Origin of the sequence: Serratia sp. AKBS12, from assembly GCF_024793895.1 — a bacterium.
Taxonomy (GTDB): domain Bacteria; phylum Pseudomonadota; class Gammaproteobacteria; order Enterobacterales; family Enterobacteriaceae; genus Serratia_F.
Genome location: NZ_JANUSB010000002.1, coordinates 583,532 through 601,729, shown reverse-complemented (window position 1 = coordinate 601,729; position 18,198 = coordinate 583,532). Strand labels below are relative to the sequence as shown.

Genomic DNA, 18,198 nt, shown 5'->3' with positions numbered 1-18,198 from the left:
TCAGTGGCGGGTCAGACAGGCCACAGAACCCTCAGGTGAGATGAACAGCGTATTAATAATTTTCGATATCCAAACTGACCCCTAATACAACCAGCGTCCGGCTTTGGCCGACTCGACCAGCATTCTGATGGTCTGTAGTGGTCAAGTAATACTGGCCACGGTTTTACAGTAAGCACGATATCTGTGCTCTGATTCTTCCGGCGTCACCCCCCCGTTGTAATGATGAGGTCTGACACTGTTGTAGTAATTCAGGATATAACCGCCGATTTGTCGCCGGGCCTCATCCTTACCGGCATAACCATTCGTCGGCACCCATTCTGTTTTCAGACTACGGAAGAAGCGTTCCATTGGGCTGTTATCCCAGCAGTTCCCTCGCCGACTGACGCTTTGCTTAATCCTGTAACGCCAGAGAACTTGTTGATATTTAAGGCCGCTCTACTGGCTTCCTTGATCACTATGGAACATGACCTCTCGAGGTTGGCCACGCATCTCATAGGCCATCCGCAGGGCACCGCTTATCAACGCGGTATCGGCATTCGCTGACAGGCTCCAGCCGATAACCCTGCGGGCAAAAAGATCCATAACTACCGCCAGATAGCACCAGCGATGTCCTGCCCAGATATACGTAATATCTCCGCACCATACCCGGTCTGGCTCCGGTACGGCGAACTGACGCTCGAGCAAATTCGGCAGGCAGGTATGCTCCTGACGGGCATTTTTGTACTGATGTTTTCCGGGCTGACAACTGCTCAGGTTCAGGTATTTCATCAGACGCCCGGCACGATAACGGCTCATCGGGACGCCGTTTTTGGTCAGCATTTCAGCCAGAGTGCGCGCGCCTGCAGAGCCCCGGCTCTGGTTCCATGCCCGGCGTATTTCGCTGCACAACCTGACTTGCGCCGGATTAACAGTATCGCGTCGTTTTCGCCAGTAGCGGTAACTGCTGCGGTGTATTTCCAGAGCGGAACAGAGGCTGACAACCGTGTGGCTGTCACTCAGTCTGGCAACTATCGTGAACCGTTCAGCGAGTCGGACATCAAGAGCGCTGTAGCCTTTTTTAATATCGTATTCTGTTCCTCCAGACGGCGAACCTGCTTTTCGAGCTCGCGGATGCGCAGTTGTTCCGGGGAGATGGGTGTCGCAGAGGGCGTAATGCCCTGACGCTCTCGTCTGAGTTGGCGTACCCAACTCTCAAGCGTGGTAGAACCGACATTCATCGCTTCACTGGCTTGTCGATATGAGTAGCCCTTATCAACAATCAGCTGTGCGCATTCCAGCCTGAACTCAGGGGTGAAAGTACGCTTAGTTTTCTTGTTCATTAAGTCACCTGTTTTATGTTGTGGTGAGAATATCACCTTTAATCAGGTGGCCAATTTTACTGTGCCACTACAGAATGCAGAACGCCGGACAGGCCTCCCGGGGTAAACTCAGCCGCTTTCACCACACACCTGCCCGATCTACCACCCCGGCTCTTGATGGTTATGGCCTTTGCAATCAATGGCTTGCTCCGCCAACCAGGTAGGCCTCATATCGGGTTTCTGTTCGTCAGGTCATGGTTTTGCTTCATGCTTCCTTCAGACCTCGCCTCACGACGACGCCCTTGCACTTCGCTAGTCCTTCGCCACCATTAGGCTGGACAGGGGACTTTCACCCCCGAGCTGCTGAGCATGCCCGGCACACCATAATAAAGCCGGGGCAGTCCCGGCTTTCAGATTCATGGGAAACGGCCAGTTGGGTTGCAGAATCTGGTAATGCCTCCAATGGGTTGAACTTGCTGTATAATGCTCGCTTTTGAGGTTCTCTCATGGCCAGCGTTAATGTTCATTGCCCCCGCTGTCAGTCTGCTCTGGTTTACCGGCATGGGCAGAACCCTAAAGGCAATGGCAGATTTCGCTGTCGTGACTGCCATCGCGTGTTTCTGCTCATTTATGCCTGTGAGGCCCGTAAGCCGGGTGTCAAAGAGCAAATCACTGAAATGGCGTTCAATGGGGCTGGTGTTCGCGATACCGCAGGGATGCTGAAAATCGGCATTAACACCGTCAGTCGCACTTTAAAAAACTCGCGCCGCGACGAATAACATCATCTCCGGTTGCTCATGCTGACGTAGCACTTATCTGCGAACCCGACGGGCAATGGAGCTTTGTCGGCAGTAAAGCCCGGCAGCACTGGCTCTGGTATGCGTACAACACCAAAACAGGCGGGGTCCTGGCCTGTACATTTGGTCCCCGGACTGATGAAACCTGCCGTGAACTGCTGGCTCTGCTCACACCTTTTACTATCGGAATGATAACCAGCGATGACTGGGGGAGTTATGCCAGAGAAGTGCCGAAGGATAAGCATCTGACCGGCAAAATATTCACTCAGCGTATTGAGCGTAACAACCTGACACTGCGTACACGAATCAAAAGACTCACTCGCAAAACCGTCTGCTTCTCACGCTCTGTTGAACTTCATGAAAAAGTCATTGGTGCCTTTATTGAGAAATACATGTTCTACTAATTGGAAGCATTACCCGTCGATTTTAGGGCATTAAATGTATTTGTAATATAAAGTCAGTGGTTTTCAATGTGTTTTTAAAGCGAGGGTATACCTCGCTTTTTATTTTCTCGGTGGGGACGTATTAAAAAATATTCAACGTAAAAGATGATGATTAGTTTGATAGTTTACTTGTTGTGATTGACGACATTCGGTCAGATCATTTAATTTATCTACGTTGTACTGTCGTCCTCGGACGACCACCAATGCTCAGTGGGTCTGTGATGAGCGCCTTCGGGTGACCCTGCTGTCGATAGGCAGCCACCAATGATCTGGCCATCTGCGAGGATCGCCTTCGGGTGATGGCAAAAGAAAGCTTCCGTAGCCTGAAAGGGAGCACGCCAGGTATGGTGTGGTACATCTGCCCGCCTTTGGGAGCAGATATCGCCTGCATAACGTAGTATTTGGGGCGGTTAAGGCTGCTGAAAAGTCATCACAATACCATGGCGCTATTAGCCTGGCACACATCTACATATGGCAGTCCTTGCCTAGATAATTCAGTCTCAACAGACTGATATCACTTACTTCTTTAAAGCTGTTAAGGCTTTTATGACGTGTTGCGGACGATGCGACTTTTGAACGCACGTATAAGGCCATTTGGTACATTTGGCCGCTTACGTGAGTCTCATTAGGAGCAGAGGAGCGCGCGTCACTTGTGAAGTGGCGAAGACACTACCAAGTGACGCGCGTAGCGCATAACGTCTCAACCCACGTACGACGTGGCTTTCAACGTTTAACTACCATCTGACCAACATGTAGTCTGTGTCAGTACGGTTTTAACACTCATTCACTTCAACGTAATTACGACGGAAAACACCGTTTTGAACGTTTCACTATCTAAAAGGAGGAAATCGACTCGGTATCGATGGCGACACTACGAACAGTAGTGTTGGAGGCAGCTTGACGAAAGTCAGCTCTGCATTAGCAGCAAACGGATCAGAGATCTGGGGTGCCTCGCAAGAACTCAACATTTCGCCGCCCCGATGCACAGATACCAGTCGAGACGCAGGAAGCGCAAAAGCAACCGTGTCGTCGGGGTTGAAATTACTGAGGTACAGATCCGTCTGCTTCTTTTAAAGCAGAAGAACGTGTATCCCATTGGAGATGTTAAGATGTCCAGATTCGGTAAACAGCTGGGAAAACAACTTGTCACGCTTGCTCGTCAGGGAAGAGGGAGTTTTAAAACCGTTGCTGACCGTTCCAGAATTGCAGAACGTTTTTCTGAACGTCTGGCAAAGTTGAATATTCAAATTCGTGATGTAAAACACATCAAGACGGCCCATATCGAAAAATACATTCATAGCCGGCAGGCTGAAAACCTGTCGCTCCGTACATTGCAAAACGAGATGGCAGCAGTGCGTTCAATCATGTCAGCTGCGGGTCGGAATAAACTGGCCGATCCCAACCATGAGAAATTGAGTAACCAGGCTTTAGGGATTTCAGGTGCTAACCGTGATGGAACAAAAGCCCCTATTTCGGATGAAAAGTTAACTGCTGTCATAAATCACGTCTTAAAAAAAGATGCAGGGGTAGCATTAGGTGTTCAGTTGTCTCGCTATGTAGGTTTGCGAACGGAAGAAACGGTTCAGTCAGCAAAGTCATTAAAAACATGGCGGCAGGCTTTAATTAATGGAGACGAGCGTGTTCGGGTTGTGTTTGGCACGAAAGGTGGTCGCCCTCGTGATACGACTATTTTTAATCGCGAGAAAGTTTTATCTATTTTAGAGGCGGCAATAAAACATTGTGATGAACACAATGGGAAACTGATTGATAAGCCTTCATTGCATACAGCAATAGAACGGTACAGAAATATTGTTCGTGAAGCTGGAATGACAGGGAAAGATGCTCCTCATAGTTTGCGATACGCGTATTCACGTGATGCGGTGTCTTATCATGTTAAAAATGGAATGAGTCGCGTAGAAGCAGAGGCATTGGTATCGATGGATTTGGGCCATGGTGATGGACGAGGTCGTTATATTAAGCAAGTCTATTTCAAAGGTGATGTGGAGTAACGGATTAATTGCATAGTATGCGGGATTTTATTAATTTAAAATTTTATCAACTGTATGCGTGAATATGATGGTTCGGACATAACGGTCGCAGCTCTCACAGGGCTGCGACCTCAAAATCATAATGGTACTGAGACGTTACGTTATTAGGATAATAGGAAATATTATTCTAAAAACAGGTGCTCATGGTCTCTTGACAGATCAGCGATTTGCTCGGAAAATAAACATGCTTACTCGTTGTCTTCGGACAACCACCAATGCTCAATGGGTCTGTGATGAGCGCCTTCGGGTGACCTAGCTGTCAGTCGACAGCCACCAATGATCCTGTCACTTGTGAGGATCGCCTTCGGGTAGTGGCAAAAAACGCTTCCGTAGCTTGAAAGGAAGCACGCCGTTTACGGTGTAGTACATCTGCCCGCCTTTGAGAGTAGATGTCATCGTAGTTTTGATGAACAAGGCTTAACTTTCTTACCTATGATGATTGCGCGTGACGCAGTCAAATCCCAAGGGAAATACCTTTCCCCTGGGAGCGGTGTTTCCCTTTTTTACAGGAGAAACACCATGTCTGTTTTTACTTCTTCAGTTGTTCCTGATTTCTTATCAACCCTGCACCGTGTCAAATCGGCTGTCCAGCGAATACCTTTTCGCATGGCGCCGCCGCGTTTTACTGACTGGTACGTCAATGCAGCAGGTAATTTTGCCGTTCGCGCGCATGTTATCTGCAGTGATGATGGTTCGGTCAGCGCGTTACTGACGCTGCGCAAGGGGTGGTATAAAGGCGAATATACCTACGCAAGCACCCATGTTGTGCTGTCTTGCAAGCATACCGAGCGCAGAAAAGCTTACCGACTCGCCAGTCAACATGCTGAGCATTTGGCCAGACTGCGTTACCGCTTTTAGAGCGGTCGGTTTACCCACTTCATACCCTGACGGGGATTTACACCCGTTATGGGGATAAATCCCGCTTTTCTTTTTGTGGAGGATTTATCGATGCATACCTAGTTACCCAACGTATTTGACGTGAAAACCGCGCTTGATGCGTTTCATTTCCTTTGCCTGGTTGAAGGTAAGCTCATGAGTATACGGGCTTGCCAACGTCTGGGATTGGGTCTTGAACGTGAAGACCCCACTGAGCTGAATGATGTGGAAAATGCCGTTATCAATACGGGAGAGGCCTTTGGTGGTTTCCTGCTGGTCATGCAGTACGGCTATATATCGACGCTTTCCGCTAACGGGCAAGCACTTATGGCTCATCTGGATACACTGAGTGCAGATATTCACGCGTCTTATTGGGCGCAGGCCCGTGGAGCAAGGCAAGCGCGATGTCGAAGCCGACATTGCGATTGGCGAGCTCGAGGTTTGGTGATCGGCACGACAGCCTGACAGACACACACCCTGACGGGGATTTATTCCCGTCCGGGGGATAAATCCCCCCCCAATTTTTTGTTACCGGAGGATTTATCGTGAGTATGAACGTGTATTTTGTCGCACCACCGTCCCAGGACGCGTGGATTGATTTCACCCTGGCGGTGACCGAGGTGTTCTGGCTGTTGCCGGAAGAGGCCCGGCCAGAAGGTATCACGGAAGCCGGTCAGCTGTTTGATGGCATGATCTTCGAAACGATCGGTTTACGTGTATCACCGGGATCAGAGGAAAATATCCCGATGCAACCGGTGCCTTACGTCAAAGAACGTGTGGGGTTCTTTCAGCACCCTGATTTTTTTCACCGACTGGTTCTGATACTGATTCATAACCTGTGCCCTGGCTCTGTACGGATAGAGCGGAACGACTCCAAACTTTCCAAAAATCCAGGATGGGAGTTGCCACTGCTCTGGTTGCGCCACCACCTTAAACGCCCAGAACTTCTTGCTCCGGGTGAAGTGGATGAGGCGGCACTGGCTGATGATTCCATTCTTTACCATTTGGAAGGGTATAGCAGTCATAACGATGATCCCGATGAATTGCTTTGTCGCTGGCGAGTTATTGTCGGCATGGATGAAGTGCTGGCGGTGCGTCTGAATCAGGCGCATTCGGCGGCATAATCGCGATTTTTAATTCACCCGGCAGGGCCTCCCTGCAGGGGAGCTCCTGTCCGTATACCGAGAGGAGTGACCCATGGGACTTGATATCAACTTTTTCCGTCAACGTAAGGCTGACTATCCGATGTTGCCGGTAAACGGCGACTGGACACCTGTCGGCGACTGGGTGCCGTGTTCACCAGCGTGGCTAGAGGACGGCGGTGATTGTGCACAGGTGCCGCGAATATACAACCACAAAACGTGTAACCACTACCATCCGCCGCTGCTGGTTCACACCTGTCATTTTCGCGGGTTTACTGCGTTGATGCATTGGGTGGCCAACAGTGTAGGGGATGTCAAAAGCGGTGAGCTGATGGCGTTCGACCGCAATGACATCCAGATGCTGGATTTGTGTCTGTCGCGGCTGAATGAAGCGAACTGCCATGAGGAGTTCCCTGATGATTCTCGCGACTACGGCGATGTGTACTGGATGCTGCTCGATTCACTGAAAACGTACGTTAACAGCGTACTTATCGGCTTCGATTTTAGCCAGCATCACCTTTACTTCCGGGCATCGTGGTAACACCACCGCGCTGTCCATAACGTTTCATTTCCCTGGAGGGGCTTCCCCTCCAGGGAAAGTCGTCTCCGCAACTCAGGAGACTTAACATGCTGCACTTTGAACCTGAGGCATTGCGCCTGGTCGTTGCCGAAGTTAAGGCCAATCAGTGTGAACTGGTGCTGGCCAAAGACGACGGCGTTTACCTGATATCGGCCGTGGCCGAACGTGCCGACTCGGGCCGCGTGAAGCACATAGCGTATGCCGATGGCTGTCATCCGGAAAAGGATGACGCCTGGTACGAAACCTCCCGCGTGTTGGTGGGAGGCGATGACTTTTGCGAGTATCTGCAACTGGCCGATGGCAACGTAGAGCGAATACTTTCAGACGGCTTTGAACTCTGGATACATGTATTGCATGACCAGATCCATGTGCATGCTGCACCTGTAACCTGGGTGCCGGTGGCTGAGTACCGCCATATCATTAACCGCATGCAGCGACTGGCTCATGTCCATTACCGGGCATGTGTCGGCAACGCGGAGTACAAACGTTGGCGCGTCAACGCCATCGACCTGCTGGCGACTGCCAGTCATACCGACACTAAACGGGCGAAACCGGACGACAGGGAGGAATTCCAGTTGATGTTCGAACGCCTGTATAACCTGGCCGACACGGTTAATGCGGAAGGGGCAATCCGTTTCCCTGCACGTTAATCGTTAACCCATTCTTTGTCCCCTGGGGCGTATTCTTCGCCGCAAGGGGAGGAGTGCGCCTTTACTACTGAGGAGCCTCCCATGAAAAAGACATCATCATCACGGCCAGCGAAAAAACGGCTCGAACGTACCGACCTGTATCAGCAGGTGACGGACAAAATCATCGCCGCCATCGAGCGCGGTACGCTGCCCTGGCGCAAGCCCTGGCAGACGGACCGCTCCCGGATGGCACAGGGGGCGGTGATGCCGCTCAACGGCACCACCGGTAACTTTTACAGTGGCGTCAATGTGCTGCTGCTGTGGTTGGCTGCCTTTGACCATGGCTTCAGTTCTAATCGTTGGCTGACCTATCTCCAGGCGGAAGCCGCCGGTGGCCATGTGCGTGCCGGCGAGAAGGCGACGCTTGCCGTGGTCTTCAAGCCCTGGGAAAAGGATGCGAAGGATGCCGACGGCCGGCAGCTGTTTGACGACGAAGGGAAAGTCCTGAAAGAGCGTGTCCCGATGCTGAAGCCACTGTACCTGTTCAACATTTGCCAGTGTGACGGACTCCCGGATGACGTGGTTGGCGCACTGCCGGCAGATGCTCCGGGTGAGGAGGACCCACAGGTTGATGAGCGAATACAGGCGCAGGTCAGCACGATGGTTGCGGACTGCGGTGTTCACCTTGAGCATGTTTACCAGAACAGGGCGTTTTACACCCCGAACCGCGACCTGATTGTGCTGCCGGAAGACCGGCAGTTTAAGACGGAGGCGGACTACTGGTCGACGTTGCTGCATGAGCTGGTGCACAGCACCGGTCATGCAACACGTCTTAACCGGGAGGGGATAACGTCTTCTTCACGTAAGCGGGGTGACCCGGTCTATGCGTTTGAGGAGTTGGTTGCCGAGCTGGGCAGTGCATTTCTCTGTGCCTGGATCGGCGTTGCCGGCGACGTCCAGCATGAGAGCTATCTGGAAGGGTGGCTGAAAATCATGAAGGAAGACAAACGCGCGCTGTTCCGTGCGAGCAGCCAGGCGCATCAGGCGACCGAGTTTCTGTTAATGCCGGCGGCAGAGACAGAAACGGTAAAGACTGATGCCGCCCGGGCGGCCTGAACGGGGGAGGGATTATGACCGAGGAACAACACCACTGGCAGACCGTTGCCGGCGCGCTTTTGAACCGGCATTACGGACTGACACTGAACGACACGGACCTCTGCGAAGAGGTCTGCGTCATCGCCTTGCAGGAGGCCGGTTTACGGCCGTATGAGGCGATTAACGACCTGGCTGAGAAATTCGACCTCGAACGTATCGATGTCAATGACTATCAGCAGCTGTCGCCGGCGATCCGCCTGGCCCATGAGTTACGGGTTTTACGCGAACTGTCCGACCACTGACGGCGGTTGAGCCAACAGGCTGACCGTCACTGTTTTACACCTTAACCCAACGGGGGAGATGCTCCCCCGTTGGGGGACGTCTCTCCTTTTTTCTTGAAAAACAAGGAGAACTACCATGTCTAACTGGTGCAAAAACCGTCTGGTTGTAACCGGCCAATCCGTGTTTGTCGACGAGCTACAGCAATGGGTGAATGGCCATGTCGTTCCTGACTACCGCCATGCCATCCAGCAAAGTTGCAGGATGTTCCTGGCAGGTTGTGCCGGCATCTTGAAACCGGCGACGGTAAAACCAGGTGTTTATGTCCCTTATCCTGGTTTGCTGGCACATCCCGGCGTTTCGTCAGCGCAGAACCTGGCGTTTGAACAGTGGTTCTGGCTGCTTAAAGCCGATGCGCCGTTAACGGCTGAAAATATCCGTCAGATTGAGCGGCTCTACAGCCAGTCCGGGATAGCGTCAGTCAAGTGGGAGAACATTCCACCACTTGCCCAGGCGCGAATAGCGGACGTCATTGAGCGCCAATTTGCCGACTGGTTCGGCATGGTGGGGCTTGACGGCCCTGTTGATGCCGGCAGCTGTTAGGAGCGGCTCGGGAATATGCCCGAGTATACTGTGCCCTGCGACATGCTGATGTTAATCCCGACGCGTCTGGCGACAGAGCTGAACGGGGCCGGTGTCGAACATGTTGATGGCGGCCGAATAGAGCCGGAAGTCCTGGGCGGTGAGGTTATCCAGTTTACCTACGCCGACAAAGATTCCATGCCGTTACCACCCAATGCCGTAGCGAGTTAAATACTCGCTGCAGCACTGACGTTAAACGATGGCCACCGGATTTTCCGGTGGTCTTTTTTCATCCCTCTGGGAACACTGTTTCCCGCTCGGGATACGTGTTCCCTTTTTTTTGGAGAACACGTATGTCCGGACTAATTAACCATGAAAAAGCGTTTATCTCACTCTTCAATGAGACGGCGCGGTATCACCGGCGCGCCAAGGTGTTTGAGGACTTCGTCAGCTGCAGCGTCATCGCGCTGGAGAACCGTTTTTGCTTCAACCAAAAGCGGGAAGACAATTACCTGCAGATCGTCAAAGGCTATGAGAAAACGGACGTCAGTCGCATGGCGCAGCTGCTGGCCAAGGTATCGATGAGCATGATGGATCAATTCAGTGACTTCCTGGGTAGGGTCTTCATGCAGCTGGATCTGGGGGACAAGTACCGCGGCCAGTTTTTCACGCCGTGGGACGTCAGCAGAATGATGGCCCAGATATCCCTGGGTGATGTTGACAGCGTTTTCCTGGATAAACCGTTCATTACCCTTGCCGAACCGGCGTGTGGCGCCGGCTGTATGGCACTGGCCTATGCCGATGTGCTTAACCAGTCGGGCTATCTGTCACACCATCATATGTGGGTGTCAGCGACGGACATTGACCCGCTGGCGGCCGGTATGGCCTATATCCAGTTGTCGCTCTGTGGTGTCGCAGGGGAGGTGGTGATCGGCAACTCGCTGCATAACGAGCGGCGCCGAATACTTTATACGCCTGGTCACTACCTGGGAAACTGGTCAGCGCGTTTGAAAAGGAAACAGGTCGCCTGATGAAGGTACAGCTTAATTAACCCATGCCGGCATATTGCCGGCTTTTAAGCTAAGGTAGAGGCCTGATAATTCAGTTATTCGTAAGTAATCAGGCATTGCGCTATATGGGGGCACCTAGAAAACGGAAAATACGCTACGTCAAGCTCGCTTTTTGAGCTGGCATGGCGGGCAGCTATGAGCGAAAAGCGGACGCCCGCATAGCGTAAACAGGCGTCCGATATTTTGAAGTGGGCAGATTAATTAACCCGCTTCCCCGTTTCGTCAATGACCTTCTCGCCATCCTCTTTGGTAAACGCTCCTTTCTGGCCTTCCGGTAGAATATCCAGCACTATTTCTGAAGGGCGGCAAAGACGAGTGCCAAGCGGCGTAACGACAACCGGCCGATTAATCAGGATCGGATGTTGAAGCATGAAATCAATCAACTGCTCATCACTAAATTTCTCTTCATCAAGACCCAAGTGTTCATAAGGCTCAACATTCTTACGCAGTAATACACGCACCGTAGTTCCCATATCTGAAATAAGTTTAATCAGCTCATCACAGGTCGGTGGCATATCGAGATAATAAATTATCGTCGGTTCGTTGCCGTTGTTACGGATCATCTCCAGCGTGTTGCGTGAGGTGCCACAGGCCGGGTTGTGATAGATGGTAAAGTTGCTCATATTAGTATCTCATTACAAAGTGACAGAGAGCCGCCACGCCAGCGCGACCAGAGTGACAAACAGCACCGGCACAGTCATGACAATGCCGGTACGGAAGTAATATCTCCAGGTGATTGTCATATTTTTCTGGGCAAGCACATGCAGCCACAGCAGAGTTGCCAGACTGCCAATCGGGGTGATTTTCGGGCCTAAATCGCAGCCAATCACATTGGCATAAATCATTGACTCTTTGACGACGCCAGTCGCCGTACTCCCGTCAATCGACAGCGCACCAATCAGCACCGTCGGCATATTGATCATCACTGATGAGAGAAATGCCGTCAAGAAGCCGGTGCCGAACGTCGCTGCCCATAACCCCTTGTCTGCCAGCAGATTCAGCACGCCAGACAGGTACTCCGTGAACCCTGCATTGCGCAGGCCATAGACCACGAGGTACATGCCCAGTGAGAAAATAACGATCTGCCATGGCGCACCGCGCAGGACTTTTCCGGTGTTGATGGAATGACCTCTTTTCGCCACCACAAACAGCACTGCTGCGCCAGCCGCCGCTATCGCACTGATCAGGATTCCCAGCGGCTCCAGAACAAAGAAACCAACAAGCAGCAATAACAGGACAATCCAGCCCGCCCTGAAGGTTGCCGGATCCTTGATCGCACAGGCTGGCGTCTTCAGCAGCGAAACTTAATACGTTGCCGGAATATCCCTGCGGAAGAAGAGATGCAGCATGATCAGCGTGGCCGCAATCGCTGCCGCATCCACGGGGATCATAACGGAGGCGTACTGCGCAAAGCCCTGACAGAAGAAGTCCGCCGAGACGATATTCACCAGGTTAGAAACAATGAGCGGTAGGCTGGCCGTATCTGCAATAAATCCTGCAGCCATGACAAAGGCCAGTGTCGTGCCCTGGCTGAACCCCAGTGCGAGCAGCATCGCAATCACAATCGGCGTCAGGATCAGCGCGGCGCCGTCATTGGCAAACAACGCAGCAACAGCGGCACCGAGCAAGACTATCAAGGTGAACAGCGCTCTAGGCAGGAACTTTGTCGGAGATAGAGCCTTCAGCCATCAACACTGTATCGAGTAATGAAATTGGTTGCTAGAAAGTCGATGGTTTGTTGCGTATGATTAAAAATCAACCTTAAAGGCTTTATATATGGATTTGCTATGGCTTTTGTATCAGAAAGAGAAATTGTAAGAAAGATATTTAGCAAAAAAATTGAATTTACGATCTTGGCATTTTTCTATATTTCCTCGATTTTTTTTCTTCTTTGTAGTGGCGTTCTCTTTCAATATTTTACCGCTGCCTTCACAAAAGGTAATTGTTATGAATGCTCAATGAAACTTGATTACATAAAACAATTTTATTTTTCACTGGAAAGCGCATGGTACCTCATATCTGCTGTTGCAGTATTTATTGCATCTGTTTTTATACAGCATAGAATTAAAGGTTATTTAACATTGTTAGCTATTACATGGATCGTACTAACAATAACAGATGTGGTGTTAATACACGCATTAGACGATATAGCTATGAATAATATTTTGTTAAATATACTATATAATCTTTTTGGGGCTATTTTATTGTCGCTGTTTATGTGTTTATCAAACTCCCTCCTTTTCCATCTTAATAAGATAAAACATATTCCAATGATTTTATCGGCAATGATTCCATTAATTTCCGCAATAATAATAGCCGTACTTATAACCGCCGTTATATATTTATTGTTTGCCCGGCAGGCGGTAGAGATTGAGATGGATATATCTGAAGGTTCAGACATCACCTATGTAGGTGTAAAAGATAAAGAGAAATCATTTGGGTTTTTAAATGATAAAAAAACAGACACGCCAACGTATCTGGATGTAATGAAAAATGGTAGTTTGATATATAATGATATAAAGGGTTTAAGTGGTGCTGATATTTATATTGTCTCCGGTTGTTATGCCCTTCCAGATTTACTTCGCAATGTACCGCTTGATGCTAAAAAATCTTTTCTGAATGTAAAAAAGCTAGAAATCACACAGAAACTTCCAATGATGGGGTTCATACAAGGTGAATCCGCGGATGTGATGCCTAAAGCAGCATCAAGATTAAGTTTGAGCAAGCAAGATGATGAATTTATGCTAGCCTCAAGTGTTACTGACTCTCAAATAAAATTTGAATCAAACAATGCACAATTGATGGTTGCTTTCGCATTTATGCCAATAACAACGAATGGTATTTTACATGATTATACATACGATATAATAATAAATGATAAAAAATATAAAATTGAAAATCATGTTGCACCTCTATCTAGGCTTGATAAAAATAAGAAGATGAAGTGTGAATACCAGCAAATATCGGATTTGAAAAATACTTATAGCATTAATGCAAATTACTTAACGGGTTTTTTACTTGTCCTAAAACCAGATGATATTATTAATTACAACAATAGCCCCTCCGTACTACTCAAGACTGATTTTGCTTTCTATAAAAAAACATACCAGAAGCTTGATAAAATATATGATGATATAAGCAATGGGAAATTATCTTCACTGAGAGCAACAGGTATCTCCCAATTTAGTATCAACGGGAAAAATTTGTCGTTAAGGCCAGAATCGGAGATTATTATTTCTGAAGGGAGTTTGTATGGACTAGTTAATAAAAGCAAAAAAATTAAAATATATGGCACGGCAGATCTTGTTTTTGTTGATAACAAGATAATGAACCTTCGTAAAATAACTTATTTGCAATCTAAGCTGGAAATTTTTGGTTCTTCTATTATGGATATATTAAAGTATATATTTGGTTTAGGTCTGCTAGCAATTTCTATAAAGTTTATTCATTCTTACTTTAAGAATGATGTGAATGAAAATTTATTCTTGTAACGCATTTAGCTCCAATTGGAGCCTTTTTATGACTAATTATTAAAATATCCTACGTCAAGCCTGTTTTTAAAGCAGGCTTGAGCGTGAAGCGGACACTCATACCTGCTTTAAACTGGCGTTTTTGTCGTTACCCATACCTATATTTTCTGTTGTTTAACTGCCAGAACTGAGCGGTTGAAAAGCCAGAATTATGCCGCGTCAGCGGCATGGAGGCGCCAGCAGCTGTTGAATAGAGTACCGTAGGCAAATGGCGCCGTAGCCGGCTTCCGTACTGAAAGGTTCTGTCTATCCCATCCCTTCTCTTGTATCTAACATTTAGTAGTGAATAGCTACTGTAAATGTCCCTACAAAACGAACCATTATTTTTAGAGGGCGTCTGGCACTCCAACGTCCGCTCCTGGCACATAACAGCCCGTCATACCAGCTCAAAAAACAGGCTTGACGTAGGATGTATTCCGTTTCCCTAGCGGATCCCTATATGCCGTTATCAACCGGATATCTATTCCATAGGTGACGCAAACCTGACTCATCCACTTTACAGCGAAACCCTTTTTTTATTAAAATATTATGCATTATTTTTGATTCTGGATGACACTTGGCAGTAAGCATTTCTCCCCGGGCCTTAGATTCAGATAAATGCGTTTCTATTATCTTTCTCCCGAACCCCTTACCTTGGTGTTCTGGAGATATTGAGACCATGAGAATTTCTTTGTAGAAATAACCCTTAACGTCTCCGGCGATAATGCTGAAACCTACAGGTAACCCTTGATCCATCCATACAAAAACGCCCATTTTACGACTTATATACTTCTCGGCCTTTCGATGGTAGTGATGATCGAAACCCTTTGAAATCATTAGCCTGAGCCGAATTTTATATACAAACCACTCGAAAGGGTTTAATAGATTCGTATCGAAATGATGATTTTTCGCCCCTTCACGAATAAGTTTGGTTATGAATGGAAGGTCCCTTTTTGTGGCTAACCTTTTCATTCTTCTTCCTTTTTTGCTTGGCGTAGCATAAGTTTTGCCCCCCAGGTGGTCAGATCCACGATCTCTTCCTGCTCCAAGCCAAAGGTATCTTTGAGTACCGTCATCGCTTCGGTGCCATAGAGCACTGACATCAGCATGACCAGCTTTTGAACTTTGTCCTGTGGGAGTTGAGACTCCAGCGGTGCTAATGCTTCAGTGAGTGCTTCCCGGCGGTTACTCTTTTTAAGCAGAGTATCTTCTTCTTCACGCTCCTTCTCCTCATGGCGGGTCTGCCAGCGATGTTGCGAAATGCGCATTGCATCACGCATTAGTCCTTCATGAGAGTACAGCTCTCCATATCCCCAGCTCAGTAATCGGCAGATATTATCCTCAGCATCATCCCCCATGATAGGCCTTTCAACAGACCCTATGACCTGTTTGACGACATACTCAACGAACTCGCTGTGCGTCGTGAAGTAACTCCGGAGAGTAACCTTCGCATATTCGGCTTCGCGGGTGATCTCTTCCGGGGATGGGAATTTGTCTTCCTTGTAGAGCTTCAGTGCTGCATTAACAAGACGTTCAAGGGTTCGGCGCCGCACTGGTGACAGGTTGTTTTCGTCAAAAAGTTGCATTTCTTTGTCTCGCTCAACAAAAAATATCACACGTAATAAAAATATCTTGCAGGTTATAAAATATTAGCCTAGCTTTATATTGCACGATATCAATCAATCTTTCACCCCTTATGATGGAGAGGGTTGTATGGCCAAGTTTGTGTATGTCATAGGGACAGCGGACACCAAACTCGATGAGTTGCTCTGGCTGAAGTCCTGTTTGCATGCCGCCGGCGTGGATTCACATATTATTGATGTGTCTACTGGAAAGCCGTCGGAATTTTGTGAAGACAGTAAGATAGATATTCCGCCATCACAGATTGCTGAATATCATCCGGAAGGCTGTGAAGCGGTTTTCTGCAATGAGCGTGGTCGTGCTGTAACAGCCATGTCTGTTGCTCTGACTCGTTTTCTACGCAGTACCTCGGAAGATATTTCTGGATTAATTGGCATAGGGGGTTCCGGCGGAACAGCCCTGATAACGGCAGCGATGAAGTCAATGCCTATAGGCATACCCAAACTGATGGTGTCTACCATGGCGTCGGGTAACGTTAGCGGCTATGTCGGGGGCGTAGATATTGCCATGCTGTACACGGTGACTGACCTGAACGGCCTTAATTACCTCTCTCGTACCATTCTCTCTAATGCGGCCCATATGATAGCCGGTGCTGTAAATCATCTGGTTGTCCCTGTTCGCGCCCAAAAACCCGTTATTGGTTTGTCCATGTTTGGTGTAACTACGCCATGCATTAATCAGCTGATTACAGCTTTGCATGAACAGTACGACCCTTTGGTATTTCACGCCACTGGCAACGGTGGTACTTCGATGGAGCGGCTTGTTGAGAATGGCGAGATTGTCGGCGTTCTTGATATCACGCTGACTGAAGCCGCTGACCTACTGTTTGGCGGTGTACTGGCATGTCCAGAAACTCGGTTAGATTGTATAGCGGAGACAAAGGTGCCATGGATCGGCAGTGCAGGGGCTCTGGATATGGTTAATTTCAGCGCTCCTGACAGCATACCTGAGCGTTATGCTCAGCGGCAGTTTGTCGAGCATAACGCTCAGGTGACGCTAATGCGCACAACACCAGGGGAAAACTACCAGCTCGGCGTGTGGATTGGGCAGAAGCTCAACGAATGCAATGGGCCGGTACGTTTTCTTATACCAGAAGGTGGATTCTCCGCACTTGATGCTCCCGGCCAGCCGTTTTATGACCCTGACGCACGACGGGCGTTTGCTGACGGGTTAGAGAAGACTGTGTTACAGACGAGCCGGCGCCGGATTATCAAAACGCCTCACCATATTAACGCACCTGAATTTGCAGCACTTGTGATTGAGGAGTTCAACGCAGTCATGCAACACCAGGGAACCTCTCATCACTCAATACCAGGGAAACTTTAATGAATAGCTACAGGATGATTGTTGAAAGTCTGAAGCAGAAAGTCGCCCGTGATGAACCGATTATTGGCGCCGGTGCTGGCACCGGTCTTTCTGCGCGCAGCGAAGAGGCCGGCGGTGTTGACCTGATAGTCATCTACAACTCGGGTCGTTTCAGGATGGCTGGTCGCGGTTCACTGTCCGGCCTGATGCCGTATGGTAACGCCAATCAGATAGTTCGTGAGATGGGAAACGAAGTGTTGCCTGTCGTCAAAAAAACGCCGGTACTTGCCGGCGTCTGCGGCACCGATCCGTTCTGTAATCTCTCACCGTTCCTGGACGAGCTCAAGAATCAGGGCTTTGTCGGCGTACAGAACTTCCCGACCGTGGGTCTCATTGACGGCAATTTCCGCAAGAACCTGGAAGAGACCGGGATGGGCTATCAGCTGGAAGTCGACATGATACGCCTGGCGCATGAGAAGGGGATGCTGACCACCCCGTACGTCTTCAATCCGGACGACGCGGTGGCGATGACCCAGGCCGGCGCGGACATCATTGTCGTGCACATGGGGTTGACCACCGGCGGGGATATCGGTGCCGAAACTGCGCATGACCTTGAGTCCTGTATACCGATAATCAACGCCTGTGCCTGGGCGGCGAAAGCGGTACGGGATAACGTGATTGTGCTGTGCCACGGTGGTCCTATCGCGGAGCCGGAAGATGCGGCGTATATCCTGGCTCATTGCCCGGATTGCCACGGATTCTACGGTGCCAGCTCGATGGAACGCCTGCCAACTGAAATAGCGATTAAAAATACCGTCGAAGTATTTAAAAAAATAAAACGGAATTAATTATTCATTTAATTTCCGGATAATAAACAGGGCTTAAATAATGATGGTAGCGCCCT

At 49.3% G+C, this 18,198-nt stretch carries 16 protein-coding genes and 4 pseudogenes; 14 read left to right on the top strand and 6 right to left on the bottom strand.

Annotation, left to right across the window (positions count from 1 at the left end):
* Nucleotides 1-81 precede the first annotated feature (81 nt).
* Nucleotides 82-132, bottom strand: a pseudogene (locus NYE85_RS22780) (DUF1493 family protein); the annotation flags it as partial.
* 9 nt (nt 133-141) lie between these two features.
* Nucleotides 142-1,319: pseudogene (locus NYE85_RS02765) on the bottom strand (IS3 family transposase).
* Nucleotides 1,320-1,804: 485 nt separating this feature from the next.
* Between NYE85_RS02765 and NYE85_RS02760 the strand changes: the two are divergent.
* The 11 genes and pseudogenes from NYE85_RS02760 to NYE85_RS02710 all read left to right on the top strand — a co-directional run bounded on the left by NYE85_RS02760 (nt 1,805) and on the right by NYE85_RS02710 (nt 10,800).
* A protein-coding gene (locus NYE85_RS02760; protein WP_259002780.1) for an IS1 family transposase occupies nt 1,805-2,499 on the top strand; the annotation gives its coding sequence in 2 pieces (ribosomal slippage) (nt 1,805-2,051 and nt 2,051-2,499; 696 coding nt in all).
* Nucleotides 2,500-3,647: 1,148 nt separating this feature from the next.
* A complete protein-coding gene (locus NYE85_RS02755) occupies nt 3,648-4,547 on the top strand; it encodes an integrase domain-containing protein (protein WP_259002779.1) in 900 nt (299 codons plus the stop codon).
* Between the two features lie 558 nt (nt 4,548-5,105).
* On the top strand, nt 5,106-5,444 hold the full coding sequence (locus NYE85_RS02750) for a hypothetical protein (RefSeq protein ID WP_259002778.1): 339 nt from the start codon (nt 5,106-5,108) through the stop codon (nt 5,442-5,444).
* Between the two features lie 120 nt (nt 5,445-5,564).
* Nucleotides 5,565-5,927 carry a hypothetical protein gene (locus NYE85_RS02745; protein WP_259002777.1) on the top strand — a complete coding sequence of 121 codons (363 nt, stop codon included), beginning with the start codon at nt 5,565-5,567 and terminating at the stop codon, nt 5,925-5,927.
* 80 nt (nt 5,928-6,007) lie between these two features.
* On the top strand, nt 6,008-6,586 hold the full coding sequence (locus NYE85_RS02740) for a hypothetical protein (protein ID WP_259002776.1): 579 nt from the start codon (nt 6,008-6,010) through the stop codon (nt 6,584-6,586).
* A gap of 73 nt (nt 6,587-6,659) precedes the next feature.
* A complete protein-coding gene (locus NYE85_RS02735; protein ID WP_259002775.1) occupies nt 6,660-7,145 on the top strand; it encodes a hypothetical protein in 486 nt (161 codons plus the stop codon).
* Between the two features lie 86 nt (nt 7,146-7,231).
* Nucleotides 7,232-7,834: a DUF3085 domain-containing protein gene (locus tag NYE85_RS02730; RefSeq protein WP_259002774.1), complete on the top strand. Its 603-nt coding sequence runs from the start codon at nt 7,232-7,234 to the stop codon at nt 7,832-7,834.
* An 81-nt stretch (nt 7,835-7,915) separates the two neighbouring features.
* Nucleotides 7,916-8,929 (top strand): ArdC family protein, encoded by a 1,014-nt coding sequence (locus tag NYE85_RS02725; RefSeq protein WP_259002772.1) that lies wholly within the window; start codon nt 7,916-7,918, stop codon nt 8,927-8,929.
* Between the two features lie 14 nt (nt 8,930-8,943).
* Entirely contained in the window at nt 8,944-9,210 is a 267-nt protein-coding gene (locus NYE85_RS02720) for a toxin (RefSeq protein WP_259002771.1), read from the top strand.
* A 115-nt stretch (nt 9,211-9,325) separates the two neighbouring features.
* Nucleotides 9,326-10,000: pseudogene (locus NYE85_RS02715) on the top strand (DUF1281 domain-containing protein).
* 122 nt (nt 10,001-10,122) lie between these two features.
* Nucleotides 10,123-10,800 (top strand): N-6 DNA methylase, encoded by a 678-nt coding sequence (locus NYE85_RS02710; protein WP_259002769.1) that lies wholly within the window; start codon nt 10,123-10,125, stop codon nt 10,798-10,800.
* A 236-nt stretch (nt 10,801-11,036) separates the two neighbouring features.
* Here the strand turns inward: NYE85_RS02710 and arsC are convergent, their stop codons facing one another.
* Together arsC and NYE85_RS02700 are read right to left on the bottom strand one after the other, a co-directional pair.
* Nucleotides 11,037-11,462, bottom strand: coding sequence for a glutaredoxin-dependent arsenate reductase (gene arsC / locus NYE85_RS02705; RefSeq protein WP_259002767.1), 426 nt, complete (start codon nt 11,460-11,462; stop codon nt 11,037-11,039).
* Between the two features lie 12 nt (nt 11,463-11,474).
* A pseudogene (locus NYE85_RS02700) lies at nt 11,475-12,491 on the bottom strand (arsenic transporter); the annotation flags it as partial.
* 135 nt (nt 12,492-12,626) lie between these two features.
* Between NYE85_RS02700 and yfjW the strand changes: the two are divergent.
* Entirely contained in the window at nt 12,627-14,330 is a 1,704-nt protein-coding gene (gene yfjW, locus NYE85_RS02695) for a protein YfjW (protein WP_259002766.1), read from the top strand.
* 474 nt (nt 14,331-14,804) lie between these two features.
* Here yfjW and NYE85_RS02690 read toward each other — a convergent pair whose 3' ends face one another.
* Nucleotides 14,805-15,320, bottom strand: a complete 516-nt coding sequence (locus tag NYE85_RS02690; protein WP_259002765.1) for a GNAT family N-acetyltransferase — start codon at nt 15,318-15,320, stop codon at nt 14,805-14,807.
* The gene (locus tag NYE85_RS02685) at nt 15,317-15,934 is read right to left on the bottom strand and encodes a TetR/AcrR family transcriptional regulator (protein WP_259002764.1); all 618 of its coding nucleotides are present in this window, start codon (nt 15,932-15,934) and stop codon (nt 15,317-15,319) included. Before NYE85_RS02685 ends, NYE85_RS02690 begins: the two co-directional genes overlap by 4 nt.
* Nucleotides 15,935-16,061: 127 nt before the next feature.
* Between NYE85_RS02685 and NYE85_RS02680 the strand changes: the two genes are divergently transcribed.
* Nucleotides 16,062-17,315 (top strand): Tm-1-like ATP-binding domain-containing protein, encoded by a 1,254-nt coding sequence (locus tag NYE85_RS02680; protein ID WP_259002763.1) that lies wholly within the window; start codon nt 16,062-16,064, stop codon nt 17,313-17,315.
* Nucleotides 17,315-18,142 carry a phosphoenolpyruvate hydrolase family protein gene (locus NYE85_RS02675; RefSeq protein ID WP_259002762.1) on the top strand — a complete coding sequence of 276 codons (828 nt, stop codon included), beginning with the start codon at nt 17,315-17,317 and terminating at the stop codon, nt 18,140-18,142. The genes NYE85_RS02680 and NYE85_RS02675 overlap by 1 nt, the downstream gene beginning before the upstream one ends.
* Nucleotides 18,143-18,198 lie beyond the last annotated feature (56 nt).